Below are 22,098 nucleotides of genomic sequence, written 5' to 3'. Positions count from 1 at the left end.
CGGGCGCGGCCCCGCGCCCGCCGGACCGGGGCGGGTCAGGCCGAGCCCACGTATCCGCCGACCTTGATTCGCTGCGCGGTCTCGGTGTAGGCCACCGGGTCCTCCGGCAGTCGGGTGCCGAGCCCGTCGACGTAGCGGTTGAACATGCAGAACGCGGCGGCGATCAGCACCGTGTCGTGGATCTCCAGGTCGGTCGCGCCCTCGGCGCGTGCCGCGTCGACAAGCGCGGTGCTCACCTGGCGCCCGCCGGACTGGACCGCGGCGGCGATCCGCAGCAGGCCGCGCAGCTTCGCGGAGACCTCGGCCGTGTCCGGGTCCGTCCGGACCTGGACCACCAACGGCATGCCGCCGTCGAGCTGGGCGGCGGCGAATGCCGAGTGCGACGAGCAGCAGAACGTGCAGTCGTTCAGCCCGGAGACGTACGCCGCGATCAGCTCCCGCTCGCCGGCGCCGAGAGTGGGGTGCGGGGCGTGCAGCAGCGCCTCGGCCAGGGCGTTGAGCGCCTTGGCGGTCTCCGGTCGGTAGTGCATGAGCCCGCTGATCCCCGGGTACTGCGTCTCGTCCAGACCCAGATCGATGTGTGCCACGTGTCTCTCCTCGGCGTGACAGGCCGCGGCCGGCGGCGACGCGGTCCTGCTGCGCATGCTGCCGGCCCGGCGGCCCGTCCGCTTCTTCGACAGTGCCCATCGCGGCCCGACGCTTCGGGTCGCGGGCTCTTCGAGAATGCCGTCCGCGAGGCCGGCACCTGGGCCGACACCTACGGTGACGAGCAGGGCACGGATGCGTATTGCCGCTGCGTAAGGGCCGCTGCCACGATCGGCACCATGGTCGACACGACGCACATACGGCAGGAGGTCCGGACGCAGGCCGGGCCCATGGTGGACCGACTCCGTCAACTCGTGCACGCCGAATCCCCGCCCGGGGCGGTGCGGCACCTGCACGCCTGCGCCGACCTGTTGGAGAGCTGGATCAGCCCGCTGCTGGGCCGGCCCGCCGTGCGGGTCGTGCGCGACGGGCTGCCGCACCTGCTCTGGCAGGCCGAGGACCAGCGGGTGCTGCTGCTGGGGCACTACGACACGGTGTGGCCGGAGGGCACCACGCGGGACTGGCCCTTCGCGCTCGCCGACCACATCGCCACCGGGCCCGGGGTGTGCGACATGAAGTCGGGCATCGTGCAGCTGGTCACCGCGCTGTCGCTGCTACCCGACACCTCCCGGGTGGGGGTGCTGCTGACCTGCGACGAGGAGAGCGGGTCTCCGACGTCCCGGCCGCTGATCGAGCAGCAGGCCCGGCGGTCGCGGGCGGTGCTGGTGGGCGAGCCGGCCACGGAGACCGGCGCGCTCAAGGTCGCCCGCAAGGGCGGTTCGAGGTACGACATCACCGTCCGCGGCCGGGCAGCGCACGCGGGCGTGGAGCCGCACCGGGGGGTGAACGCTGCCGTCGAGCTGGCCCACCAGGTCCTGGCCGTACGGGCGTTCGCCGCCGAGGGCACCAGCGTCACGCCGACGGTGCTCAGCGCCGGCAGCATCAGCAACCAGGTGCCCGAGTCGGCGACGTTCTGCGTCGACGTGCGCGCCTGGACGAGGGAGGAGCTCGACCGGGTGGACCGGCTGATCCACGCGCTGACCCCCCACCTGGCCGAGGCCGCTCTCGTGGTGGGCGGCGGGATCAACCGCTACCCGTTGCAGGAGGCGGTGGCCATGCCGCTGCTGGAGATCGCCCGGCGGGCCGGCCACGAGCTGGGCCTGCCGCCGCTGGAGGCCGCGCACGCCGCCGGCGCGTCCGACGCGAACTTCACCGGGTCACTGGGCGTGGCCACGCTGGACGGCCTGGGCGGGGTGGGCGGCGGGTCGCACGCCCGCAGCGAGTGGGTGGACGTGAGCCAGTTGCCCGACCGCGCCGCCCTGCTCGCCGCGACGATCGTCGGCGTCCTCGCCCGGCAGCGGCGGGGTCCGGTCGGCGCGGCCCGAGGCGTTCCCGCGCGCCTATGAGGCGCGTCGTTGCTGGCCACGGGCCGATCAGCCGTCCATAATGGTGTGTCATGACCCTCACCACGCCCCCGGCCGCCCCACCGCCCCGTTTCGGGGTGGAGGAGGAGTTCCTCGTCGTCGACGCCGTCACCCGGGCCCCGGTGCCCCGGGCCGCCGAGGTCGTGGCGGCGGCGTCCGCGTCGCTCGGGGAGCGGGTGTCGGGCGAGATCACCGAACTGCAACTGGAGACCCGGACCCACGCCTGCGGCACCCTCGGCGAGCTGACCGACCAGCTCGGCGAGGCCCGCAAGGTCGTCGCGGACTGCGCGCGGGCGGCCGGGCTGCGGGTGGTCGCCACCGGCACGGCCCCCGTCGCGGGGGCGGTGCCGCCGCCGATGACCGTCGGCCCGCGGCAGACCCTCGGCAACGAGATGTACCGGGGCCTGCACGACGAGCTGGCGTTGTGCGCGCTGCACGTGCACGTGGAAATGCCCGACCGGCAGCGTGCGGTGCTGGTCGGCAACCACCTGCGGCCGTACCTCCCACTGCTGCTGACCCTGACCGCGAACTCGCCTTACTGGGACGGCCGCGACTCCGGGTACGCGAGCTGGCGCACCACGGTCTGGGGCCGGTGGCCGGTGGCCGGGCCGCCGCCGGTGTTCGACTCGGCGGAGCACTACGACCAGGTGGTACGGCAACTGCTCGACGTCGGCGCGCTCGTCGACCGGGCCACCATCTTCTGGGACGTACGCCCCTCGGAGCGGTACCCGACCCTGGAGGTCCGGGTCGCCGACTCCGCCACCACCGCCGAGGACGCGGCGCGGTACGCGGCACTGGTGCGGGCGCTGGTGGTGCACCTGTCGGCCGCGGTGGCCGCCGGCGAACCCACCCCGCACGTCACCGGTGAGCTGCTGCGGGCGGCCTACTGGCGGGCAGCCCGCGACGGCCTGGACGGCGAGGGCCTGGACCCGCGCACGGGCAGGCTGCGGCCGACGACCGAACTGGTCCGCGACCTGCTGGCCACGGTCGAGCCGGCGCTACGCGCCCACAGCGACCACGACCCCGTCGGACAGTGGCTGGAGCGGCTCGGCGTCGACGGCACCGGGGCGCGCCGCCAGCGGGCCGTCGTCCGCGACGGCGGCACGCTCGCCGACGTCGTCGACGACCTCGCGGAGCGGACGGCGGGCTGACTGTTCGCGGGCGGCGATCTGGGCAATCACGCACAACCGGCGGCGGGTGGCGTGGGTGATGCTGGAGGGGCCCCGACCTGCCGATGGAGGCCCCCCGTGAACCAGATCGCGACCACCCCGTTCCAGCTGCAACGGCTGGATCCCACGTCGATGAGCCGCACCGCCCGGGACTTCGCCGACCGGATGGCGGCCCGCCGGTCGGTGCGGCACTTCTCGGCCGAGCCGGTGCCGCTGGAGGTCGTCGAGGAGGCCGTCCGGGCCGCCGCGACGGCCCCCAGCGGCGCCAACCTGCAACCCTGGCGCTTCGTGGTGGTGACCGACGCCGACCGCAAGCGGCGGCTGCGCGAGGCCGCCGAGGCCGAGGAGGTCGAGTTCTACACGCGCCGTGCCTCGCAGGAGTGGCTGGAGGCGGTGGCCCCGATGGGCACCGACTGGCAGAAGCCGTTCCTGGAGACCGCCCCCGTGGTCATCGTGGTGTTCGAGGTGCACCAGGGGCCGCACACCCCGAAGCCCTACTACGTCAAGGAGTCGGTGGGTATCGCCGTCGGGGTGCTGATAACCGCCCTGCACCTGTCCGGGCTCGCCACCCTCACCCACACGCCCAGCCCGATGCGGTTCCTCAACGACATCTGCGAGCGTCCGGGCGAGGAGCGCGCCTGCCTGGTGATACCGGTCGGCTACCCGGCCGAGGGGGTCACCGTCCCGCAGCTGACCCGCAAGAAGTTGTCGGAGGTCATGGTCCTCCGGTAGGACCTCACCGCCCCAGGTCCGCGGTGAAGAAGTCACGCAGGGGCTGCACGTGCCGGTCCTGCCGACGCCACTCGGCCAGCAGGTCCTCCAGCAGGTGCAGCTCCTCGACCAGTTCCCCGCCCCGGTAGCGGCGCACCACGGGGTGGATGAAGGCGCTCTCGGCAGCCCGGTCGGGCTGCGGATGCCGCTCGATGGCGAACACGTCGGAGTAGCTGTCACGGCCCCAGCGCAGCGAGAACGTGTAGTAGTGGCTCTCGCCGCCGAACCGGGCGACCGCGTGGTCCTCGGGCAGGTCGTGGTAGTGGCGCACCACCCCGGCGCCGGCGTCGACGACGAGGGCGTCGCAGAGGAACTCGAACTGGGTCCACAGCGCCGAGCTCCAGTTGACCCGGTCCAGCACCACCTCGGTGAGCGCCTCGGCGTCCGCCGCGACCTTCTCGTACGCCAGCGGCGCGCCGTCGTACCGCTCGCGCAGCAGAGCGGCGAGGGTACGCAGGTTGTAGCGAAACCCGTCGATGAAGGCCGACGAGGCCTTCTTGAAGTCCCGGTCCTGGGCCAGCGTGCCGGCGAAGTAGAGCCCGTCGACGTCGACCGACTGCCAGTCGGGGCGGGTGGCGGGCAGCCGCCCGCTGGGCACCATGCCGGGGCGGCAGTCGTCGGCGAAGATCGAGGTGTCCATGGCGAAGCCGGTGCAGCGCAGCACCGACTCGTACTCCATCACGGCCGTCTCGCCGTCGGCGTGGGTGTAGGTCAGGCGCACCTCGTACCTGTCCCCCACCGGGCGGATCTCGTCGACGACGCAGTCGAGCACGGAGTGCAGGGTCTTGAACTGGTAGCTGTCCAGGACCGCGCCGTGGTGGCCGCGTACGTCGCCGGGGTGCTTGGTGTTCCAGGCCAGCCGCAGGGGGCGCGGGCTGGCCAGGTGGATCATGGCGGCGTGCCCGAGGATCGCCGAGGCGGTCTCGAACGCGGAGTTGCCCTTACCGAGGATGAGGACCCGCTGGTCGGCGTAGTCGGCCGGGTCGGTGCTCATGTCCTCGTAGCCGATCGCGTGCTCGATGCCGCGTACGTCGGGGATGTGGGGCCTGCCCCAGCCAGCCGCCACCACCACGCAGTCGGCGTGCAGCAGCCGCCCGCCGGCGCGGACGAGGAAGCCGTCCTCGGTCCTGGACACCCGCTCGACCGTCGTGTCGTAGCGGACGGCGAGCCCGTGGTGGCGGGCGAAGTCGCCGAGGTAGCGGACCATGTCGTCGGCGGAGGGGAAGTATTCCCGGCTGTAGTCGGCGAACGGCAGGTCGGCCGGGGTGTGCAGCAGCGAGTTCCAGTCCCAGCGCAGCCGGATCTCCGGATCGGTGCTCGTGGTGTGCACCTTGTTCAGGGAGATCAGCTTGCGGTGGCGGGGGAACCGGCGGAAGAACTCGCCGGGCTCGGCCGCGCGCTCCAGCGTCAGGTAGTCGCTGCCGGCCTGCTGGAGGTAGTAGCTCAGCTGGAGGCCGGCCGGACCACCGCCGATGATCAGATAACGATGGTGCTCGGTGCCCGCTGGCAAGTCGGTCATGGATGCTCCCGCGTCGAGTACCCATGACCATTGTAGATAAATGCACTTAAGTCAATACATATCCGGGTTGGATGGTGCAGCCGAAGAGCCGAACTGGGCCGGCGGTCCCGCCCCCGCCGGGCGGGCGGGGACGGGCCGACACACGGCGACGGTTCAGGCGGGCTGGGTCGCCGGCTCGCGGTGACCGCTGACCTTCGCCGCCGGCATCGGGCCGCCCTTGGCGGTGCCGGTCATCTCGTCGCCGTCGATCGTCACGTCGAAGGCCAGGTCCATCCGCATCGGCTTCTTGATCGACTGGTACCAGGACAGCTGGTTACCCTCCAGCCGGAGGTCGTTCAGGGTGAGCGTCTCCTTCTCACCACGGGAGATGCCCTGCAGGACACCGTCCTTGCTGAACAGCTCCAACTCGGTGCGGCGGACGCCGAACGGGGTGGCGACGGCCACCTTCCAGAAACCCTCGACAGACACGGCGGCTTCCTCTCTTCCCGGAACCCGGGCGGGGGCGGTCCCTGCGGACGACGCCCGGGCGGCGCCTCGGGCAGCGCCGCCACCCACGCTAGCCATCGCGGCCACGACAGTTAGTCGCCATATTGCCGTCTTGCACCGGACGGGTGGACACAGCGGATCAACGCGAACGAGATCGACCAATAGGGATCCGGCGCGGCAAATCGTCCGCTATACGCGAACTAAACCGCTTTCATGCTGCGAAAACGTCGGGAGCAATGTGAAAGAAGCGCGCCCCGGCGCCACCGTCGCACGATGAACCTGGCCCGATCCGGTCGCCGAACATCCACCCTTCCCGCCGCTACAGGAGGAAACCAGGCACGCCAGAAAGCAGCTTCGCCGCACGGACCGAAGTGGCTGGAGAACGCCCTCCTCCGGCCGCACCGTCGGCCGCGAGGCCCACGACGTCAGGTGCCACTTCCCATCCCTTACCGCGCAGCACCCCGGGGCCGCCCGTGGAACACCGCCGCGGTGATGCCGTCTGTCCTGTTCACGCCATCGGCTTTGGCAGAAGCCGATGGCTCTGTTGTAAGGAGACCGTACCGTGCTGGGTCAACGCGCACGCTCGCTCAGTCCCGGAATAGTCGCGATTCTACTCGTGGCCTCGCTCTTTTTCATCATCGACAGCCGCGTGTCCGTCGCCGGTGCCGATGAGACCGCCACACGATACCGCTTCACCGAGCAGCCGATCGCCTACCCGGACGGCTACGACCAGCTACCCAAGAAGACAAGTCGCGACGTCAACCGGTCTTACCACAAGATCCGCGCCTGGGTCTCGTCGGTCGGCGCGAGCATCGCCGTCAACGACCTCACCGGTCACGGCCGCGCCAACAGCCTGTGCTTCGTGGACGTGCGCACCGACAAGGTGGTCGTGACCTACGCGCCCACCGCGCCGAAGGAGGACCAGTTCGCGCCGTTCATCCTCGATCCGGCGCCGCTGCCGATCGACGACACGATGGCGCCGATGGGCTGCGTGCCGGGTGACTACAACCTCGACGGCCGGATGGACCTCATGGTCACCTTCTGGGGCCGGGTGCCGATCCTGTTCCTGCACAAGGCCAGCGCCACCACGGTGTCCAACGCGACGTACCAGCGCCAGGAGCTGCTGCCGCAGAGCTCGCCCGACGGCCTCTACCACGGGCCCAAGTGGCACACCAACGCCACGCTGGTCAGCGACCTCGACGGCGACGGCCGGCCGGACGTGGTGATCGGCAACTACTTCCCCGAGTCCGACGTGCTCAACACCAGGGGCCAGGACAACGTCGAGATGAACGAGACGCTGTCCAGCGCCACAAACGGTGGTGGCAGCCACGTCCTGCGCTGGCTGTCGGCGACCTCGGGCGACGCCCCCTCGGTGACCTTCGTGCCGGAGCGCGCAGCGATCCCGTTCGTCGCGTCGACCGGCTGGACGCTGGGCCTCAACGCCGCCGACCTCACCGGCCGGGGCCTGCCCGACGTCTACGTCGCCAACGACTTCGGCCACGACCACCTGCTGCACAACGTCTCCAAGCCCGGCCGCATCGAATTCACGGTCGCCGTCGGCGAGCGCACCCCCACCACGCCCAAGTCGTTCGTGCTCGGCAACGGCTCGTTCAAGGGCATGGGCATCGACTTCGGTGACCTGGACCGCAACGGCACCTTCGACATGATGGTCTCCAACATCACCACGGCCTGGGGCCTGGAGGAGAGCAACTTCGTCTGGATCAACCGGGCCCGCGACGAGGGTGACATGCTCGCCAAGCTGGACAAGGGCGTCGCCCCGTTCACCCAGGAGGCCCGCCCGCTCGGCCTGGCCTGGAGCGGCTGGGGCTGGGACGTGAAGTTCGGCGACTTCCTCAACAGCGGCGACCTGGACGTCGTGCAGACCCTCGGCTTCGTCAAGGGCAAGATCGACCGCTGGCCGTGGCTGCAGGAGATGGCCATGATGAACGACGACCTGATGTCCAACCCGGCGATGTGGCCGAACATGCAGCCCGGCGACGACATCGCCGGCAGCCAGCCGCTGGCGTTCTTCGCCCGCACGGCAAGCGGCGAGTTCGCCAACATCACCGGGCAGGTCGGCCTGGACGTGCCGATCCCCACCCGGGGCATCGCCACGGCCGACACCCGGGGTATCGGCGCGTTGGACCTCGCGGTGGCCCGCCAGTGGGGCCCGCCGGCGTTCTACGTCAACGAGGCGCCGGGCAAGGGCAACTACCTGAACCTGCGGCTGTACCGGCCGGCGGTCGACGCCCCGGCGGGCAAGATGCTCTGCACCCCGGCTTACGGCGCCACCGTCACCGTCACCACGCCCGACGGACGCAAGCAGATCTCCCAGCTCGACGGCGGCAGCGGCCACGGCGGCAAGCGCAGCTTCGAGGTCCACTTCGGACTGGGAGCCACCAGTGGCCCGGTCACCGTCGACATGCGTTGGCGTGACCTGAGCGGCCAGCAGCACAGCGTCAGCGAGCAGCTCACCGCCGGCACGCACACCCTCGTGCTGACCGACCGCGTCGAGGAGGTTCCGAACCGATGACCACGATCGCCTCTCCCCCCAGCATCGACACCGCGCCCGCGGCTCCCGTCGTCCCGGCCAAACCCGCGCCCGACCGCCGCTACCTGGCCCTGCGCAACTTCGCCCTGTCCATCAGCGTGTTCAACATCTTCGGCTACACGCTGCTCGGCTTCGAGCAGCCGTGGCTGTGGCCCATCTTCGCCGTGCTCACCGGCTACGCCGCCGAGATCAGCTTCGAGCTGGTCCGGGCCTGGGCGAAGAAGGACACCCCCCGGTTCCTCGGCGGCGGCGCCCGCCGGGTGTACGAGTTCCTGCTGCCTTCGCACATCACCGCGCTGGCCTGCAACATGCTCCTGTACGCCAACGACATGTTCCTGCCGATCGCGTTCGCCGTGATCGTCGGCGTGACCGGCAAGTACGTCTTCCAGGCGCCGGTCTACGGCCGGATGCGGCACTACATGAACCCGTCGAACTTCGGCATCACGATGGCGCTGGTCTGCTTCGGCTCCTGGATCTCCATCGCCCCGCCGTACCAGTTCACGGAGAACGCCAACACGTACTTCCGGATCATGATCCCGATCATCATCGTGACCGCCGGCACCGTGATCAACGCGCTGCTGACCCGCAAGGTCCCGCTGATCGTCGGCTGGCTCGGCGGCTTCGCCATCCAGGCGTTCATCCGGCACTGGATCTGGGACGTGGCGCTGTTCTCCGCGCTGGGCGTGATGACCGGGGTGGCGTTCGTGCTGTTCACCAACTACATGATCACCGACCCGGGCACCACCCCGGTCAAGCCGATGAACCAGTTCATGTTCGGCTCCGGCGTGGCCATGACCTACGGCGTGCTGATGCTGTTCAACGTCGTCTACACGCTCTTCTTCGCGGTGGTCGTCGTCTGCGCCATCCGCGGCGTGGGCTGGTGGATCGCCGACCTCCGCAAGAAGTCCCGCACCGCCACCGCGCTGACCCTCGACACCCCCAGGAGCATCGCGTGAGCGAACGCATAGCCGTCGTCGGGATCGCCTGCCGGTATCCCGACGCGGAGGACCCCAACCAGCTGTGGGAGAACGTCCTCACCGGCCGTCGGGCCTTCCGCCGGTTGCCCGACGAGCGGATGAACTCCGAGGACTACTACTCCCCCGACCCCGCCGCGCCCGACCGGTTCTACTCGGCCAAGGCCGCCGTGATCGAGGGCTTCGAGTTCGACCGGGTCAAGTACAAGATCGCCGGAAGCACCTTCCGGTCCACCGACATGACGCACTGGCTGGCCCTGGACACCGTCTCCCGGGCCCTGGCCGACGCCGGCTTCGCCGACGGCGAGGGGCTGCCGCTGACCACCACCGGCGTGATCATCGGCAACACCCTCACCGGCGAGTTCAGCCGGGCCAACCTGCTGCGGCTGCGCTGGCCGTACGTGCGGCGCACGGTCGGGGCGGCGCTGCGCGAGCAGGGCTGGGACGACGCCGCCGTCGGCGCGTTCCTCGACGGGCTGGAGCCGCGCTACAAGGCACCGTTCCCGCCGATCGACGAGGACACCCTGGCCGGCGGCCTGGCCAACACCATCGCCGGCCGGGTCTGCAACCACTTCGACTTCAAGGGTGGCGGCTTCACCGTCGACGGTGCCTGCTCGTCGTCGCTGCTGTCGGTCGCCACCGCCTGCAACGCCCTGGCCCGGGGCGACCTCGACGCCGCCGTGGCCGGCGGGGTGGACCTGAGCATCGACCCGTTCGAGGTGATCGGCTTCGCCAAGACCGGCGCGTTGGCCACCGGCGAGATGCGGGTCTACGACCGCAACTCCAACGGGTTCTGGCCCGGCGAGGGCTGCGGGATGCTGGTGCTGATGCGCGACTCCGACGCGGTGGCGCGAGGCCTGCGCCGGCACGCCGTCATCGCCGGCTGGGGTTACTCCTCCGACGGCAAGGGCGGCATCACCCGGCCGGAGGCCAGCGGCCACCGGCTGGCCATCCGGCGGGCGTACGAGCGGGCCGGCTTCGGCATCGACTCGGTGTCCTACCTGGAGGGCCACGGCACCGGCACCGCCGTCGGTGACGCCACGGAGCTGCGCGCGTTCACCGAGGCCCGGCAGGAGGCCGACCCGGTGGGCGCACCCGCCGCGATCAGCACCGTGAAGGGCAACTTCGGGCACACCAAGGCCGCCGCCGGGGTCGCCGGACTGCTCAAGGCGATCCTCGCGGTACGCCAGCAGGTCATCCCCCCGGCCACCGGGCACGTGGATCCGCACCCGGTGCTCGACGTGGAGCAGCCCGCCCTGCGGGTGCCCGCCACGGCGGAGCTGTGGCCGGCCGACAGGCCGGTCCGGGCGGCCGTGTCGTCGATGGGCTTCGGCGGCATCAACGCCCACCTGGTGGTCGAGAGCGCCGAAAGCGGCCGACGGACCCGCATCGGGGCGTCGACGACCGCGCTGGTGCGCTCCCGGCAGGACGCCGAGCTGCTGATGTTCGACGCACGTACCCCGCAGGAGCTGGGCTCGCGGCTGTCGGACCTGGCGCCGTGGGTGGGCCGGCTCTCGTACGCCGAACTGGGCGACCTGGCCGCGGCCCTGGCGGGAAAGCTCACCGGCCGACCGGTGCGGGCAGCGGTGGTCGTCGCCTCGCCCGAACAGGCGCGGCAGCGGCTGGAGCGGTTGGTCGAGCTGCTCGACGCGGGCGAGCAGCGGGTGATCGACGCGGCCGGCGGCGTCTTCCTCGGCACGGCGGGGCCCGCTCCGAGGATCGGGTTCCTCTTCCCCGGCCAGGGTGCGGGCCGACGGGCCGACGGCGGCGCGCTGCGCCGACGGTTCGAGGAGATCGACGCCCTGTACCAGGCCCACCAGCCGCCGCCCGGTGCGGACCTGGTGGCCACGGCGGTGGCCCAGCCGCGGATCGTGACGGCGTCGGTCGCCGGCCTGCGGGCGCTGTCGATGCTCGGTATCCGGGCCACCGGCGCGGCCGGACACAGCCTCGGCGAGCTGACCGCCCTGCACTGGGCCGGCGCCATGGACGAGCAGACGCTCATCGCGACCGCCGGCGCACGTGGGCGGATCATGGCCGACGCCAGCGCCGGGGACGGCACGATGGCCAGCATCTCCGCCGCCCCCGAGGTGGTGGAGCCGCTGCTGGCCGGCACGCCTGTGGTCATCGCCGGCTACAACAGCCCGCAGCAGACCGTGGTCTCGGGCCTGGTCGAGGACGTGCAGCAGGTCGGTGCGCGCGCCGAGCGGGCCGGGTTGTTCTGGACCCGCATCGCGGTGTCGCACGCCTTCCACTCCGAGGCCGTCGCCCCGGCGGCCGTCGCGTTCGCCGAGCACCTGCGCGGCGAGACCTTCGCGCCGCTGTCGCAGACCATGGTCTCCACGGTCACCGGCACCGTGCTGCCGGCCGACACCGACGTGCCGGACCTGCTGCGCCGGCAGGTACTGGACCCGGTGCGGTTCACCCAGGCGGTACGCCGCCTGGCCGACGACGCCGACCTGCTGCTGGAGGTCGGCCCCGGCCGGGTGCTGCGCGGGCTGGCCGCCGACATCGCCCCGCAGGTGCCGACGATCTCGCTGGAGACCGACAGCCTCTCCCTCGCGGGCCTGCTCAACGCGGTCGGCGCGGCGTACGCGGCGGGGGCACCGGTCAACCACGGGGCGTTGTTCCAGGACCGGTTCACCCGGCCACTGGAGCCGGGCCGGCCGCTGCGCTTCTTCGCCAGCCCCGCCGAGTCGGCGCCGGCCGGGGACTTCGCGGTGGCCCGTACCGCCGAGGAGCCGGCCGCCGTCGCGGTGGCGCCGGGCGGCGCGTCGGTGGCGGTCTCCGGGCCCGGCGCCACGGTCGACAGCCTGGGGTTGCTGCGCCGGCTCGCCGCCGAGCGGGCGGAGCTTCCTCTGGAGGCGGTGCGGCCGGACAGCCGGCCGCTCGACGAGCTGCACCTCAGCTCGATCACCGTCGGCCAGATCGTCAACCAGGCCGCCCGGGAGCTCAACGTGGCGGCGCCGACGCTGACCTCCAGCTACGCCACCGCCACTGTGGCGGAGATCGCGCAGATCCTCGACGACGCCGGCGCCACGGCCGACACCGACGAGTCGGACACGTCGATCGCCGGGGTGGCGCCGTGGGTGCGGGCGTTCGCCGTCGACCTGGTGCCCACCGAGGTCGGGCCCCGGGTCGACGCCCCGGTCGACGGCGGATGGCAGGCGTTCACCGCCGGGCACAGCGCACTCGCCGAGCCACTGCGCACGGCGCTGCAACAGGCCCGGGTCGGCGGCGGGGTGCTGCTGTGCCTGCCCCGCGACTGCCAGCCCGAGCACATCCCGGTGATGCTGCGGGCGGCGCGGGCCGCGCTGGCACAGGGCACCGCCGTCCGGTTCGTGACGGTCGGCGACCGGCGCAACGCCGCCGGCCTGGCCAAGACGCTGCACCAGGAACACCCGGAGATCGCCACCACTGTGGTCACCCTGCCGCTCGCCGACGCACCGTCCGAGGAGGCGGTGACGGCCACGGTGACCCGGGTGGTCGCCGACGTGGCGGCCACCGCCGGGTTCAGCGAGGTGCACTACGACGCCGACGGCAACCGGTACGTGCCGGTGCTGCGGCCGGCGACCCTGCCGCCCAACGGCGGGCCGGGGCTCGGCGTGGAGGACGTGCTGCTGGTCACCGGCGGCGGCAAGGGCATCACCGCGGAGTGCGCCCTGGCCCTGGGCCGGGACACCCTCGCGGCGGTGGGCCTGATCGGCCGCTCCGATCCGGCGACCGACGCGGAGCTGGCGGCCAACCTCGACCGGCTCACCGCCGCCGGGGTGCGCTTCCACTACGCCCGCGCGGACATCACCGCGCTGGACGAGGTGAAGGCGGCCGTCAACGACATCGAGCGGGTCCTCGGCCCGGTCACCGGCGTGCTGCACGGCGCCGGCCGCAACGAGCCGGCGGCGGTGGCCAACCTCGACGAGGCCACGTTCCGGCGGACCCTCGCCCCGAAGATCGACGGGCTGGAGGCCGTGCTCGCCGCGACCGACCCGCACACGTTGCGGCTGCTTGTCACCTTCGGCAGCATCATCGGCCGGGCCGGGCTGCGCGGCGAGGGGCACTACGCCACGGCCAACGACTGGATGACCGACCTGACCCGCAAGGTCGGCGAGGACTACCCGCACATCCGGTGCCTGGCGCTGGAGTGGTCGGTGTGGTCCGGCGCCGGCATGGGCGAGCGGCTCGGGGTGCTGGAGGCCCTCACCCGCGACGGCATCGCGCCGATCCCGGTGGAGGCCGGCATCGCGACGCTGAAGGAGGTGCTGGCCAGCCCGGCCGCACCGCAGACGCTTGTGGTGATGGGTCGCGCCGACGGCCTGCCGACGGTCACGCTGGAGCGGTGCGACGTGCCGCTGCTGCGCTTCGTCGACCGGCTGCAGGTGCACTACCCGGGCGTGGAGCTGGTCGTGGACGCCGACCTGACCGCCGAGGACGACCTCTACCTGCCCGACCACCTGCTCGACGGGGACCTGCTCTTCCCCGCCGTGCTGGGCATGGAGGCGATGGCGCAGGCGGCCTCGGCGCTCACCGGGCGCACGACGGCCCCGGTGCTGGAGGACGTCGAGCTGCTGCGGCCGATCGTGGTGCCACCCGCGGGCGGCACCACGATCCGGATCGCGGTGCTCGCCGCCGCCGACGGCACGGTCGAGGCGGTGGTGCGCAGCAGCGACACCAACTTCGCCGCCGACCACTTCCGGGCCCGGCTGCGGTGGGACCGGCCGCTGCGGGTCGAGCCCCGGCCGGGCTCCGCCGCGGCGGAGTTGCTGCCGATCGACCCGGCCCGCGACCTGTACGGACCGGTGCTGTTCCAGGGACGGCGGTTCCAGCGCCTGCTGGGCTATACGGACCTGGCGGCGACGAGCTGCACGGCGCGGGTGTCCAACCGGCCGGTCGACGGGTGGTTCGCCCGGTACCGCCCCGGTGACCTGGTCCTGGCCGACCCGGGCACCCGGGACACGGTGATGCACGCGTTGCAGTGCTGCGTGCCGGACGCGACCCTGCTGCCGGGTGCCGTCGAGCGGCTGCACCTGGCCGATCCGAAGGTCGCCGCCACCCTGGACACCGTCACCATCCACGCGGTGGAACGGCTGCGCCAGGGCGACACGTACCACTACGACGTGGACGTCTGCGACGCCGACGGCAACGTCGTCGAGCGGTGGGAAGGGCTACGCCTGCACGCCGTACGCAAGCAGGACGGCACGGGGCCGTGGCTGCCGGCGCTGGTCGGCCCGTACCTGGAGCGGCGGGTCGGCGCGTTCCTCCCCGACGAGCTGCGCGTCGTGGTGCGACCCGACGACGCGGACGCCACCGGTACGGCTGCCCGCCGCCGGCAGACCGCCCGCGCGGTGAGCTGGGCGCTGGGCACGGAGACGACGGTGCGCTACCGGCCGGACGGCAAGCCGGAGGTCGACGCCGACGTGCGGATCTCCGCCTCGCACGGGGGCGGGGTCACCGTCGCCGTCGCCGGCGCCTCGGCGGCGGTGGGGTGCGACGTGGAGCTGGCCTCGGCCCGCTCCGGTGACGAGTGGGCCGGCCTGATCGGCCCCGACGGGCTCGCCCTGGCCACGCTGCTGGCCCGGGAGCAGGGCGAGGACCTGTCCGTCGCGGCCACCCGGGTCTGGGGCGCGGTCGAGTGCCTACGCAAGAACGGCCATGCCCGGGTCGACCTGGTGGCCGAGCCGAACGGCCCGGCCGGCTGGGTGGCCCTGCGGTCGGGGGCGGCGCGGATCGCCACCTTCGTGACCGCGCTCGACGACGTCGAGGAGCCGGTGGTGTTCACGATGATGGCGCAAGGAAGCAGGTGAAGTCGTGGAGTCCTACTACGAGTACCGGCACCTGGTCGGTTTCGAGGAGACCAACCTCGTCGGAAACGTCTACTACGTCAACTACCTGCGCTGGCAGGGCCGGTGCCGGGAGATGTTCCTGCGCGAGCAGGCACCGGAGGTCCTGGCGGACATCCGCGACGACCTGAAGCTGTTCACCCTCAAGTGCGAGTGCGAGTTCTTCACCGAGATCACCGCGTTCGACGAGTTGTCGATCCGGATGCGGCTGGAGGACCTCACCCAGACCCAGATCGGCTTCGCCTTCGACTACGTGCGGCTACGCGACGGCTTCGAGGAGCTGGTGGCCCGGGGACGGCAGCGGATCGCGTGCATGCGCGGCCCGAACACCGACACCCGCCCGACGCGGGTACCGGACACCCTGCGGACGGCGTTGTCGCGGTACGCGGTGGCCCCCGCCGCGGGCGGCCAGCGCAAGGTCCTCGAAGGCGTCGGGGAGGGCTGAGCCGTGACCAGAGCGGACCAGCAACAGACCTCCACGGCCGACCACGCCGAACTGCGGGCGGTGATGGGGATGTTCGCCACCGGCGTGACGGTGGTGACGTCCGGCCGGGACCTGCCGCACGGGATGACCGCGAACGCGTTCACCTCGGTGTCGCTGGACCCGGCGATGGTGCTGGTGTGCGTGAAGCGCAGCTCCGTCATGCACGACACCGTCCTGGCGCAGGGCACCTTCGCGGTGTCCATCCTGGCCGCCGGCCAGGAGGGGCTGGCGCGCTACTTCGCCAGCTCCAGCCGGCCCCGCGACGAGCGGGAGTTCGCCACGGTGCGGTGCGAGACGGGCCCGCACACCGGGGCGCCGATCGTGTCCGGGAACGTGGCCTGGGTGGAGTGCAAGCTGGCGGCCGTGTACGACGGCGGCGACCACTCCATCTTCCTCGGCTCCGTGCTCGGCACCGGCCGGGGCGGCAGCAGCGACGCGCTGCTGTTCCACGGCGGCCGGTTCTGCGAGGTCGGCAAGGACTGACCGGGTCGGCCCGGTGCCCACCGGGCCCACCCGCCGACGGCCGGGCGGCCACGCACCCCGCGTGGTCGCCCGGCCGTCACCGTGCCCGCCTGTGGATCCGGCCGCACCGAAGGGCGCTGGGAGCTCGGACCACGACGGGGCACCACCCGCGACGCCGCCGTCCGGCGGACACGACGAGGCGCAACCGGCCGGGAAGCACCGATTGCGCCAGGTCGGGGCGGGGGCGGGGTCAGGCCTCGTAGACGTGCATCGGCAGGGCGCCGCGCACCCGCAGGGTCAACATCGGCTCCGGCACCACCGGGTGCCCGGGTCGCAGCGACAGGCGCAGCTGCCGGGTCACGCAGGCCAGGACGAACACCGCCTCCAGCAGGCCGAGGTTGTTGCCGACGCAGAAGCGGGGGCCGGCGCCGAACGGGAGGTAGGCGTACCGCGGCCGGTCGGTGCGCCGGTCCGGGTCGAAGCGCTCCGGGTCGAAGCGGTCCGGGTCGGGCCAGAACTCCGGGTGCCGGTGCAGGGTGTACGGGCACAGCACGACGTCCGCGCCGGCGGGCACGTGCCAGCCGCCCACCACGTCGTCGCCCTGGGCGATGCGGGGCAGCAGCCACACCGGCGGGTACAGCCGCATCACCTCGTCGACCACCATCGCGGTGTACCGCAGCCGGTGCAGGTCCTCGTACACCGGGTTGCGGTCACCGAGCACCTCGACGGCCTCGGCGTGCATCCGCTCCCACACCTCGTGGTGCCGGTCGAGGAGATAGAAGGCCCAGGTCAGGGTGCTGGCGGTGGTCTCGTGCCCGGCCAGCAGCAGGGTGACCAGCTCGTCGCGCATCCGCTGTCGGGCCACCCGGGGGTCGGCCTCCCGGCTGGTCGACCCGATCAGGCGGGACACCACGTCGTCGCGGTCGGCGATGCCGCCGGGCTCCGCCCGCCGGTGTGCCACCAGCCGGTCGACGATCTCCTGCAGCTCGGCACGGGCCCGACGGAAGCGCCGTTGCCGGGGCAGCGGCACCCAGGTCGGCACGGCGCCCAGCGACATCATCTCGAAGATCGCCTGGTCCTGCACCGCCTCGAACGCCGCGCCGATCCCCCCGAACTCGCCGAGGTCCGCGTCGAGCAACGTGCGGCCCAGCACGCCGAGGGTCAGCTCGGTCATCTCGTGTCCGATGTCGACGGGGCCGGCACCGACCATGCGCTGCAGCCGGGCGGCCATCCGCACCGCCTCCTCGGCGACCGCGTCGGCCTGGCGGGCGATCCGACGGGCCTGGAACACCGGCTGGATCACCTTGCGCTGTTTGGTCCACAGCGCGCCCTCGCTGGTGAGCAGGCCGTCGCCGAGGGTACGGCGGGCGTGCACCAGCCCGATGCCCTTGTGGTAGTTGCCCGGGTTCTCGGCGAGCACGTGCTTGGCGTGGTCGGGATGGTTGAAGAACCAGAGCGTCTTCGGCCCCAGCGGCAGCCGGACCGCGTCGCCGTACCGGGCGGACACCGCCCGCATGACGTCGAGCCGGTTGCGGGCCATCCGCCCGAGCAGGGCCGGGGCGGTCCAGGGCGACGGGCCCGGCGGGCGCAGCCGGTTCGGGTCGGCGATCGCGGTCACGGCTGTACCGGGGCGTCGGCCCGGAACCGCGCGGCCACGGCTCGCCGCCACACCTCGTACGCCGGCCGACCGGAGGCGTCCGGGCCCGCGGGGATCAGCTCGTCGGTGACCCGAGCCGCGTCGACGGCCGACGCCTGGCAGAAGACCTGGGTGGCCAGCTCCGTGTGCGGCACCGGCAGCCCCGCCCGGATCCGGGCCTGCGCGGCGAACGCGCTGGCCTGGGCGACGAACGGGGCGTGCTCACCCGAGCGGGCCAGGAACAGCCGCAGCTCGTCGGCGGTGCACCCGCCCGCGTACGTCGCCGCGAGCCCCGCCCCGCTGTAGAGGTCCTCGTGCCGCGTCGCCGGGAACCGGTCGATCAGGTCGGCGGCGACCGTCGGGTCACAGCCGGCGACGAACCAGGTGGCCCGGCCGATGCCCTGGTCGATGGCGCGGGCCGCGTACGCGGTGGGGCCTTCGGGCGGCCACGGGAAGTCGGTCACCGCCCGCCGGCCGTGCACGTACTCCGCGGTGTGGAAGTACGCCTGGTGGAAGCCGTAGCCGTCGTGCACGAGCCAGCGCAGCAGCGGGTCGGTGGCGGCGGCCAGGGCCCGCCGCCACAGGAACTTCGGCAGCCGCGCCAGCGCCCAGCCGATCCCGACGTACGCCATGTAGACGTGGCGGTCGCCGGTGCCGGCGAGGAACTCGGCGCTGCGCCGGGGTGTTCCCGGGGTGAGCGCGTCGACCAGCGCGAAGCCCATGGCCGCGCCCTCGTAGGCGAACCCCTGGAAGCGGGTCGGCAGCTCGGCGAGCTCGGTGTCGACGTCGGTCACCCGGCGGGCGCCGGCGGCCGAGGAGAGCCCGGTCAGAAATGACGAACCGACCGTCTCCAGGATGGTGCGGGCCTCCGGATTCTTGTCGTGGAAGCCCCGGGTGGAGACGAGGGTCTCCTTGACGTCTGGGGTGAGGACACGGCGCCTGAGCGCCCTGATGGTGCCGGCCACCTGTAGCTCCCATTCATCCAGATTCGACGATCCAACTGGTCAATCTTCCCGACCGCGCGACGCCCGCAGCCACTTCCCGATTGCCCTCTGACCTGCGACGCAGTGCCGGACAACGGCACGTTGGGAGTAGCCCGCCGCTGGCGGGCGGGACACGATCGAGCCGCCCGCCAGGCCCGGCAGCAGCGTCGCGCCGCGCGTCTGCGCGCCGGTCGCGGGCGGAGAGGAGCTCGCGATGTTGGTGCTCGTGACGGGTGGTACGGGCTTCGTCGGCGCGCACACGGTGGCGGCGCTCGCCGCAGCCGGGCACCGGGTGCGGGTGCTGGCCCGGGATCCGGACCGGGTCGTCCCGGCCCTGTCCCCGCTGTCGGTGCCCGGCGACGCGGTGCAGGTCTGCGTCGGCGACGTGCTGGACGAGACGGCGGTGGCCCGGGCCGTCGGTGGTGTCGACGCGCTGGTGCACGCCGCCTCGGTCTACTCGTTCGACAGCCGGTGGCACGGGGCGACCCGACGGACCAACGCGCGCGGCACCGAGGTGGTGCTCGCGGCGGCCCGCCGGGCCGGGGTGGGGCGCTCGGTGCACGTGTCGACGTTCGGCGCGCTGGCGCCGTCGGCGGCCGGGACGGTGGGCCCGCAGTCGCCACCGACCACGGCCCGGGAGACGTACCTGGCGAGCAAGGCCGCCGCGGAGCGGGTCGCCAGGAGGCACCAGGCGCAGGGCGACCCGGTGGTGATCGCCTATCCGCCCGCCCTGCTGGGCCCGGACGACCCGAGGCTCGGCGACCAGAACGCCCGGCTGCGCAACGTGCTGCGCGGCCTGATGCCGATGTGGCCCACCGGCGGCTTCCCGGTCGGCGACGTCCGGGACACGGCCGCGCTGCTCGCGGAGCTGGCCACTACGCCGGCCGGGGACGGTGGGCGGCACCTCGGTCCGGGCCGCTACCTGAGTACCCGCGGCTACCTGCGGGCCGTTCGCGAGGCGACCGGCCGCCGGCTGCCCACGCTGTTCCTGCCGGCCCGGGCGGTGCTGCCCTTCGCCTACGCCACCGACCTGGCGCAGCGGGTGTGGCCGTGGCACATCCCGGCCGAGTACGGGGCCTGCTACGTCTGCGCCGTCGACGCCCACCCGCAGGACGTGGCCCGGTCGGCGGGGCCGGTGCCCCGGCCGATCGGTGAGACGCTCGTCGACACCGTGGGCTGGCTGCACCGTACGGGACGGCTCACCGCCGGCCAGGCCGGCGCACCTGTCGTTCCCGCCGCGCCCGCGTCGGGTTCCGTCGAAGCCGTGGCGTCGCCACGCGAGGAGGCACGACCGTGACCATCGTCGAACCGCAGCCGTCCCGCCCGTCCCGGGTTCCCGCCGACGCGGCCTACCGCCAGGTCCGGCGGGCCACGGCGGACCTGCTTGCCGAGGGGCCGCCCGGCGCGGGCACGCTGCCGGTGGCGCACTGCCCGGACTGGACCGTCGACAGGCTCGTCGCGCACCTGGTGGAGGTCTGCGCGCGGGTGCACGGTCGGGTCACCGGTGCCGTCCCCGGCGCGACGCCCGACGCCGGGCTGCCGGAGCTGCTCGTCGAGTGGGAGCGGCTGAGCGGGCCGGTGGAGGAGTTCCTCGCCGGCCCGGACTCGATGGACGGGCACATCCTGGTGATGGACGCGTTCACCCACGAGCTGGACCTGCGTCAGGCATTGGGCGTCGCGCCGCCGGTCGACCATCCGGCGCTACCGGCGTCCTTCGACGTGCTGTTGAGGGGACTGTCCGCCGCGCTCGACGGCCGTGGCCTGCCGCCGCTGGCGGTGCAGACCGAGCACGGGCGGGCCGTGGCGGGTACGGGCGAGCCGGCGGTGACCGTGGTCGGCCCGTGGCACGAGGTGTACCTGTCGCTGGCCGGTCGCCGCAGTGCGTCGCAGATCCGGTCGCTGCGGTGGAGCGCCGACCCGGGGCGCTGGCTGCCGGCGTTCACCTGGGGGCCGTTCCGGGTGCCGGAGTCACCGATCGCCGCCTCCGTACGCTGAGCCGCACCGCTGTGCTGAGCCGCTGTCGGCGGGCGGCCGGTGGCCCGGGCGCCACCGGCCGACCGCCTTCTGCGCGGGGTGTTCCTGGGCGCGTGGCCGGGTCCCGTTCGGCCCGCGCCCTCATTCCCCGGTTACGGTGCCGCCATCCGGCCTCCGGGGTCGCCACCACCCGGAGGCGGCGGTCACGACTTGGCCCGGTGCAGCAACCGGGACGGCCTGGCGGTACGCCGGTCGGTGCGGGTGAACCCGCGCCTGGTGCGGCTGGCGGGGTCGTTGCTGTCCAGCTCGGGCAGCGCGATCAGGATGGGCAGGTCGAACACCCCGGTGTGGTGCAGTTCCAGGTCGACGGTGAGGTTGTCGCTGGTGGCCACGGTCAGCGCGTCGTGGGAGCCGACCGCCAGGGGGCGACGCATGGACGGGCGGGCCGCGATGTCACCGAGCGCGATCGCCGCGGCCCGCAGGTACCACTGCCCCTCCGGCACGTCGCGCAGCACGTACTCGCCCGAGGCCTCCAGGATGTCGCAGGAGGCCGGCAACCCCTGCACGATGGGGCTGTCGAAGATGCCCACGTACACCTTGACCGGCACGTCGACCGGGGGCAGGACGAGTCGGCCGGTGATGGTGGCCCGGCGGCGCGGGCCGGCCGTGCGGGTGCGGGACAGCTGCGGGATGCCGTTCTCGGCGAGCCATCGGTAGCGGGCCGGCGAGATACCCACGCTGCGGGTGAACCGGCTGATGAAGGTGCCCAGGCTGTTGTAGCCGACGGCGTAGGCGATGTCGGTGACGCTCATGTCGGTCTCGAGCAGCAGGTTCTTGGCCTTGTAAAGCCGGATCGCGGTCAGGAAGCGCCCCGGCGAAGTGCCCGTCTTCGACCGGAACAGCCGAGAGAAGTAAAAGCGACTGAGAAAGGCAGAATCGGCCATCGCATCAAGTGACAGGGGTTCGTGGTAGCGATCCCACATGATCGAGATGGCTCTTTCGACAGCATTGTGCACAGCCCATCACTCCATTCGGTTAACACGTGGGGGACACTCCGACCGCACCAGGCACGGCATGCCCGTGCACTGGGGTCGCCGGTCGTCGGGACATCCCGACGACCGGCGATCTGACCCTGCTCGGAGCGGCCACGACGGCGTCGTCGCATGCAGCGGAACAGGTGTTCGACTACCCGGCCTGAAATGTCGCTAAGCACCGCACGCCGGGTGGCGTAAGTGCGGACCCGGAA

16 protein-coding genes are annotated in these 22,098 nt (G+C 72.7%); 10 read left to right on the top strand and 6 right to left on the bottom strand.

Features of this window, described 5'->3' with window-relative positions; all coding sequences use genetic code 11:
- Positions 1–35: 35 nt before the first annotated feature.
- Positions 36–587: a carboxymuconolactone decarboxylase family protein gene (locus AC0AIB_RS03080; protein ID WP_328345543.1), complete on the bottom strand. Its 552-nt coding sequence runs from the start codon at positions 585–587 to the stop codon at positions 36–38.
- Positions 588–824: 237 nt separating this feature from the next.
- On the opposite strand from AC0AIB_RS03080, the gene AC0AIB_RS03075 reads away from it, so the two are divergent.
- The 3 genes from AC0AIB_RS03075 to AC0AIB_RS03065 all read left to right on the top strand — a co-directional run bounded on the left by AC0AIB_RS03075 (position 825) and on the right by AC0AIB_RS03065 (position 3,910).
- Positions 825–1,991 carry a M20/M25/M40 family metallo-hydrolase gene (locus AC0AIB_RS03075; protein WP_465095960.1) on the top strand — a complete coding sequence of 389 codons (1,167 nt, stop codon included), beginning with the start codon at positions 825–827 and terminating at the stop codon, positions 1,989–1,991.
- Between the two features lie 50 nt (positions 1,992–2,041).
- Entirely contained in the window at positions 2,042–3,160 is a 1,119-nt protein-coding gene (locus AC0AIB_RS03070) for a carboxylate-amine ligase (protein WP_328345540.1), read from the top strand.
- A gap of 150 nt (positions 3,161–3,310) precedes the next feature.
- Positions 3,311–3,910 (top strand): nitroreductase family protein, encoded by a 600-nt coding sequence (locus AC0AIB_RS03065; protein WP_328348755.1) that lies wholly within the window; start codon positions 3,311–3,313, stop codon positions 3,908–3,910.
- A gap of 4 nt (positions 3,911–3,914) precedes the next feature.
- Here AC0AIB_RS03065 and AC0AIB_RS03060 read toward each other — a convergent pair whose 3' ends face one another.
- Both AC0AIB_RS03060 and AC0AIB_RS03055 read right to left on the bottom strand, forming a co-directional pair.
- Positions 3,915–5,468, bottom strand: a complete 1,554-nt coding sequence (locus AC0AIB_RS03060; protein ID WP_328345539.1) for an NAD(P)-binding domain-containing protein — start codon at positions 5,466–5,468, stop codon at positions 3,915–3,917.
- A 153-nt stretch (positions 5,469–5,621) separates the two neighbouring features.
- Positions 5,622–5,936 carry a hypothetical protein gene (locus tag AC0AIB_RS03055; protein ID WP_328345537.1) on the bottom strand — a complete coding sequence of 105 codons (315 nt, stop codon included), beginning with the start codon at positions 5,934–5,936 and terminating at the stop codon, positions 5,622–5,624.
- Between the two features lie 580 nt (positions 5,937–6,516).
- Between AC0AIB_RS03055 and AC0AIB_RS03050 the strand changes: the two genes are divergently transcribed.
- The 5 genes from AC0AIB_RS03050 (at position 6,517) to AC0AIB_RS03030 (ending at position 16,280) form a co-directional block, all read left to right on the top strand.
- Positions 6,517–8,487 (top strand): ASPIC/UnbV domain-containing protein, encoded by a 1,971-nt coding sequence (locus tag AC0AIB_RS03050; protein ID WP_328345535.1) that lies wholly within the window; start codon positions 6,517–6,519, stop codon positions 8,485–8,487.
- Complete coding sequence (locus AC0AIB_RS03045) at positions 8,484–9,461, top strand: enediyne biosynthesis protein (protein WP_328345533.1); 978 nt, start codon at positions 8,484–8,486, stop codon at positions 9,459–9,461. The genes AC0AIB_RS03050 and AC0AIB_RS03045 overlap by 4 nt, the downstream gene beginning before the upstream one ends.
- Complete coding sequence (locus tag AC0AIB_RS03040) at positions 9,458–15,277, top strand: type I polyketide synthase (RefSeq protein ID WP_465095959.1); 5,820 nt, start codon at positions 9,458–9,460, stop codon at positions 15,275–15,277. Before AC0AIB_RS03045 ends, AC0AIB_RS03040 begins: the two co-directional genes overlap by 4 nt.
- Before the next feature lie 4 nt (positions 15,278–15,281).
- Entirely contained in the window at positions 15,282–15,758 is a 477-nt protein-coding gene (locus AC0AIB_RS03035) for an acyl-CoA thioesterase (protein ID WP_328345530.1), read from the top strand.
- 63 nt (positions 15,759–15,821) lie between these two features.
- A complete protein-coding gene (locus AC0AIB_RS03030) occupies positions 15,822–16,280 on the top strand; it encodes a flavin reductase family protein (protein ID WP_328348754.1) in 459 nt (152 codons plus the stop codon).
- Between the two features lie 229 nt (positions 16,281–16,509).
- Here AC0AIB_RS03030 and AC0AIB_RS03025 read toward each other — a convergent pair whose 3' ends face one another.
- Together AC0AIB_RS03025 and AC0AIB_RS03020 are read right to left on the bottom strand one after the other, a co-directional pair.
- The gene (locus tag AC0AIB_RS03025; protein WP_442930685.1) at positions 16,510–17,877 is read right to left on the bottom strand and encodes a cytochrome P450; all 1,368 of its coding nucleotides are present in this window, start codon (positions 17,875–17,877) and stop codon (positions 16,510–16,512) included.
- On the bottom strand, positions 17,874–18,860 hold the full coding sequence (locus AC0AIB_RS03020) for a DUF1702 family protein (protein ID WP_328345528.1): 987 nt from the start codon (positions 18,858–18,860) through the stop codon (positions 17,874–17,876). The genes AC0AIB_RS03025 and AC0AIB_RS03020 overlap by 4 nt, the downstream gene beginning before the upstream one ends.
- 232 nt (positions 18,861–19,092) lie before the next feature.
- On the opposite strand from AC0AIB_RS03020, the gene AC0AIB_RS03015 reads away from it, so the two are divergent.
- Together AC0AIB_RS03015 and AC0AIB_RS03010 are read left to right on the top strand one after the other, a co-directional pair.
- Positions 19,093–20,175 carry an NAD-dependent epimerase/dehydratase family protein gene (locus tag AC0AIB_RS03015; RefSeq protein ID WP_465095958.1) on the top strand — a complete coding sequence of 361 codons (1,083 nt, stop codon included), beginning with the start codon at positions 19,093–19,095 and terminating at the stop codon, positions 20,173–20,175.
- On the top strand, positions 20,172–20,873 hold the full coding sequence (locus tag AC0AIB_RS03010) for a maleylpyruvate isomerase family mycothiol-dependent enzyme (protein ID WP_328345523.1): 702 nt from the start codon (positions 20,172–20,174) through the stop codon (positions 20,871–20,873). The genes AC0AIB_RS03015 and AC0AIB_RS03010 overlap by 4 nt, the downstream gene beginning before the upstream one ends.
- Before the next feature lie 182 nt (positions 20,874–21,055).
- Here AC0AIB_RS03010 and AC0AIB_RS03005 read toward each other — a convergent pair whose 3' ends face one another.
- Positions 21,056–21,796, bottom strand: coding sequence for a helix-turn-helix transcriptional regulator (locus tag AC0AIB_RS03005; RefSeq protein ID WP_465095957.1), 741 nt, complete (start codon positions 21,794–21,796; stop codon positions 21,056–21,058).
- Positions 21,797–22,098: the final 302 nt, after the last annotated feature.

This window comes from Micromonospora sp. DSM 43699, from assembly GCF_055517075.1.
Note: the sequence above shows the minus strand (reverse complement) of the source record. Positions and strands in the feature narration are given on the sequence as shown.

Excerpts from the sequence above, each read along its gene's own strand:
- AC0AIB_RS03075 (WP_465095960.1), top strand. The coding sequence starts at position 825 with ATGGTCGACACGACGCACATACGGCAGGAGGTCCGGACGCAGGCCGGG.
- AC0AIB_RS03070 (WP_328345540.1), top strand. The coding sequence starts at position 2,042 with ATGACCCTCACCACGCCCCCGGCCGCCCCACCGCCCCGTTTCGGGGTG.
- AC0AIB_RS03065 (WP_328348755.1), top strand. The coding sequence starts at position 3,311 with ATGAGCCGCACCGCCCGGGACTTCGCCGACCGGATGGCGGCCCGCCGG.
- AC0AIB_RS03060 (WP_328345539.1), bottom strand. The coding sequence starts at position 5,468 with ATGACCGACTTGCCAGCGGGCACCGAGCACCATCGTTATCTGATCATC.
- AC0AIB_RS03045 (WP_328345533.1), top strand. The coding sequence starts at position 8,484 with ATGACCACGATCGCCTCTCCCCCCAGCATCGACACCGCGCCCGCGGCT.
- AC0AIB_RS03030 (WP_328348754.1), top strand. The coding sequence starts at position 15,822 with ATGGGGATGTTCGCCACCGGCGTGACGGTGGTGACGTCCGGCCGGGAC.
- AC0AIB_RS03015 (WP_465095958.1), top strand. The coding sequence starts at position 19,093 with ATGTTGGTGCTCGTGACGGGTGGTACGGGCTTCGTCGGCGCGCACACG.
- AC0AIB_RS03005 (WP_465095957.1), bottom strand. The coding sequence starts at position 21,796 with ATGGCCGATTCTGCCTTTCTCAGTCGCTTTTACTTCTCTCGGCTGTTC.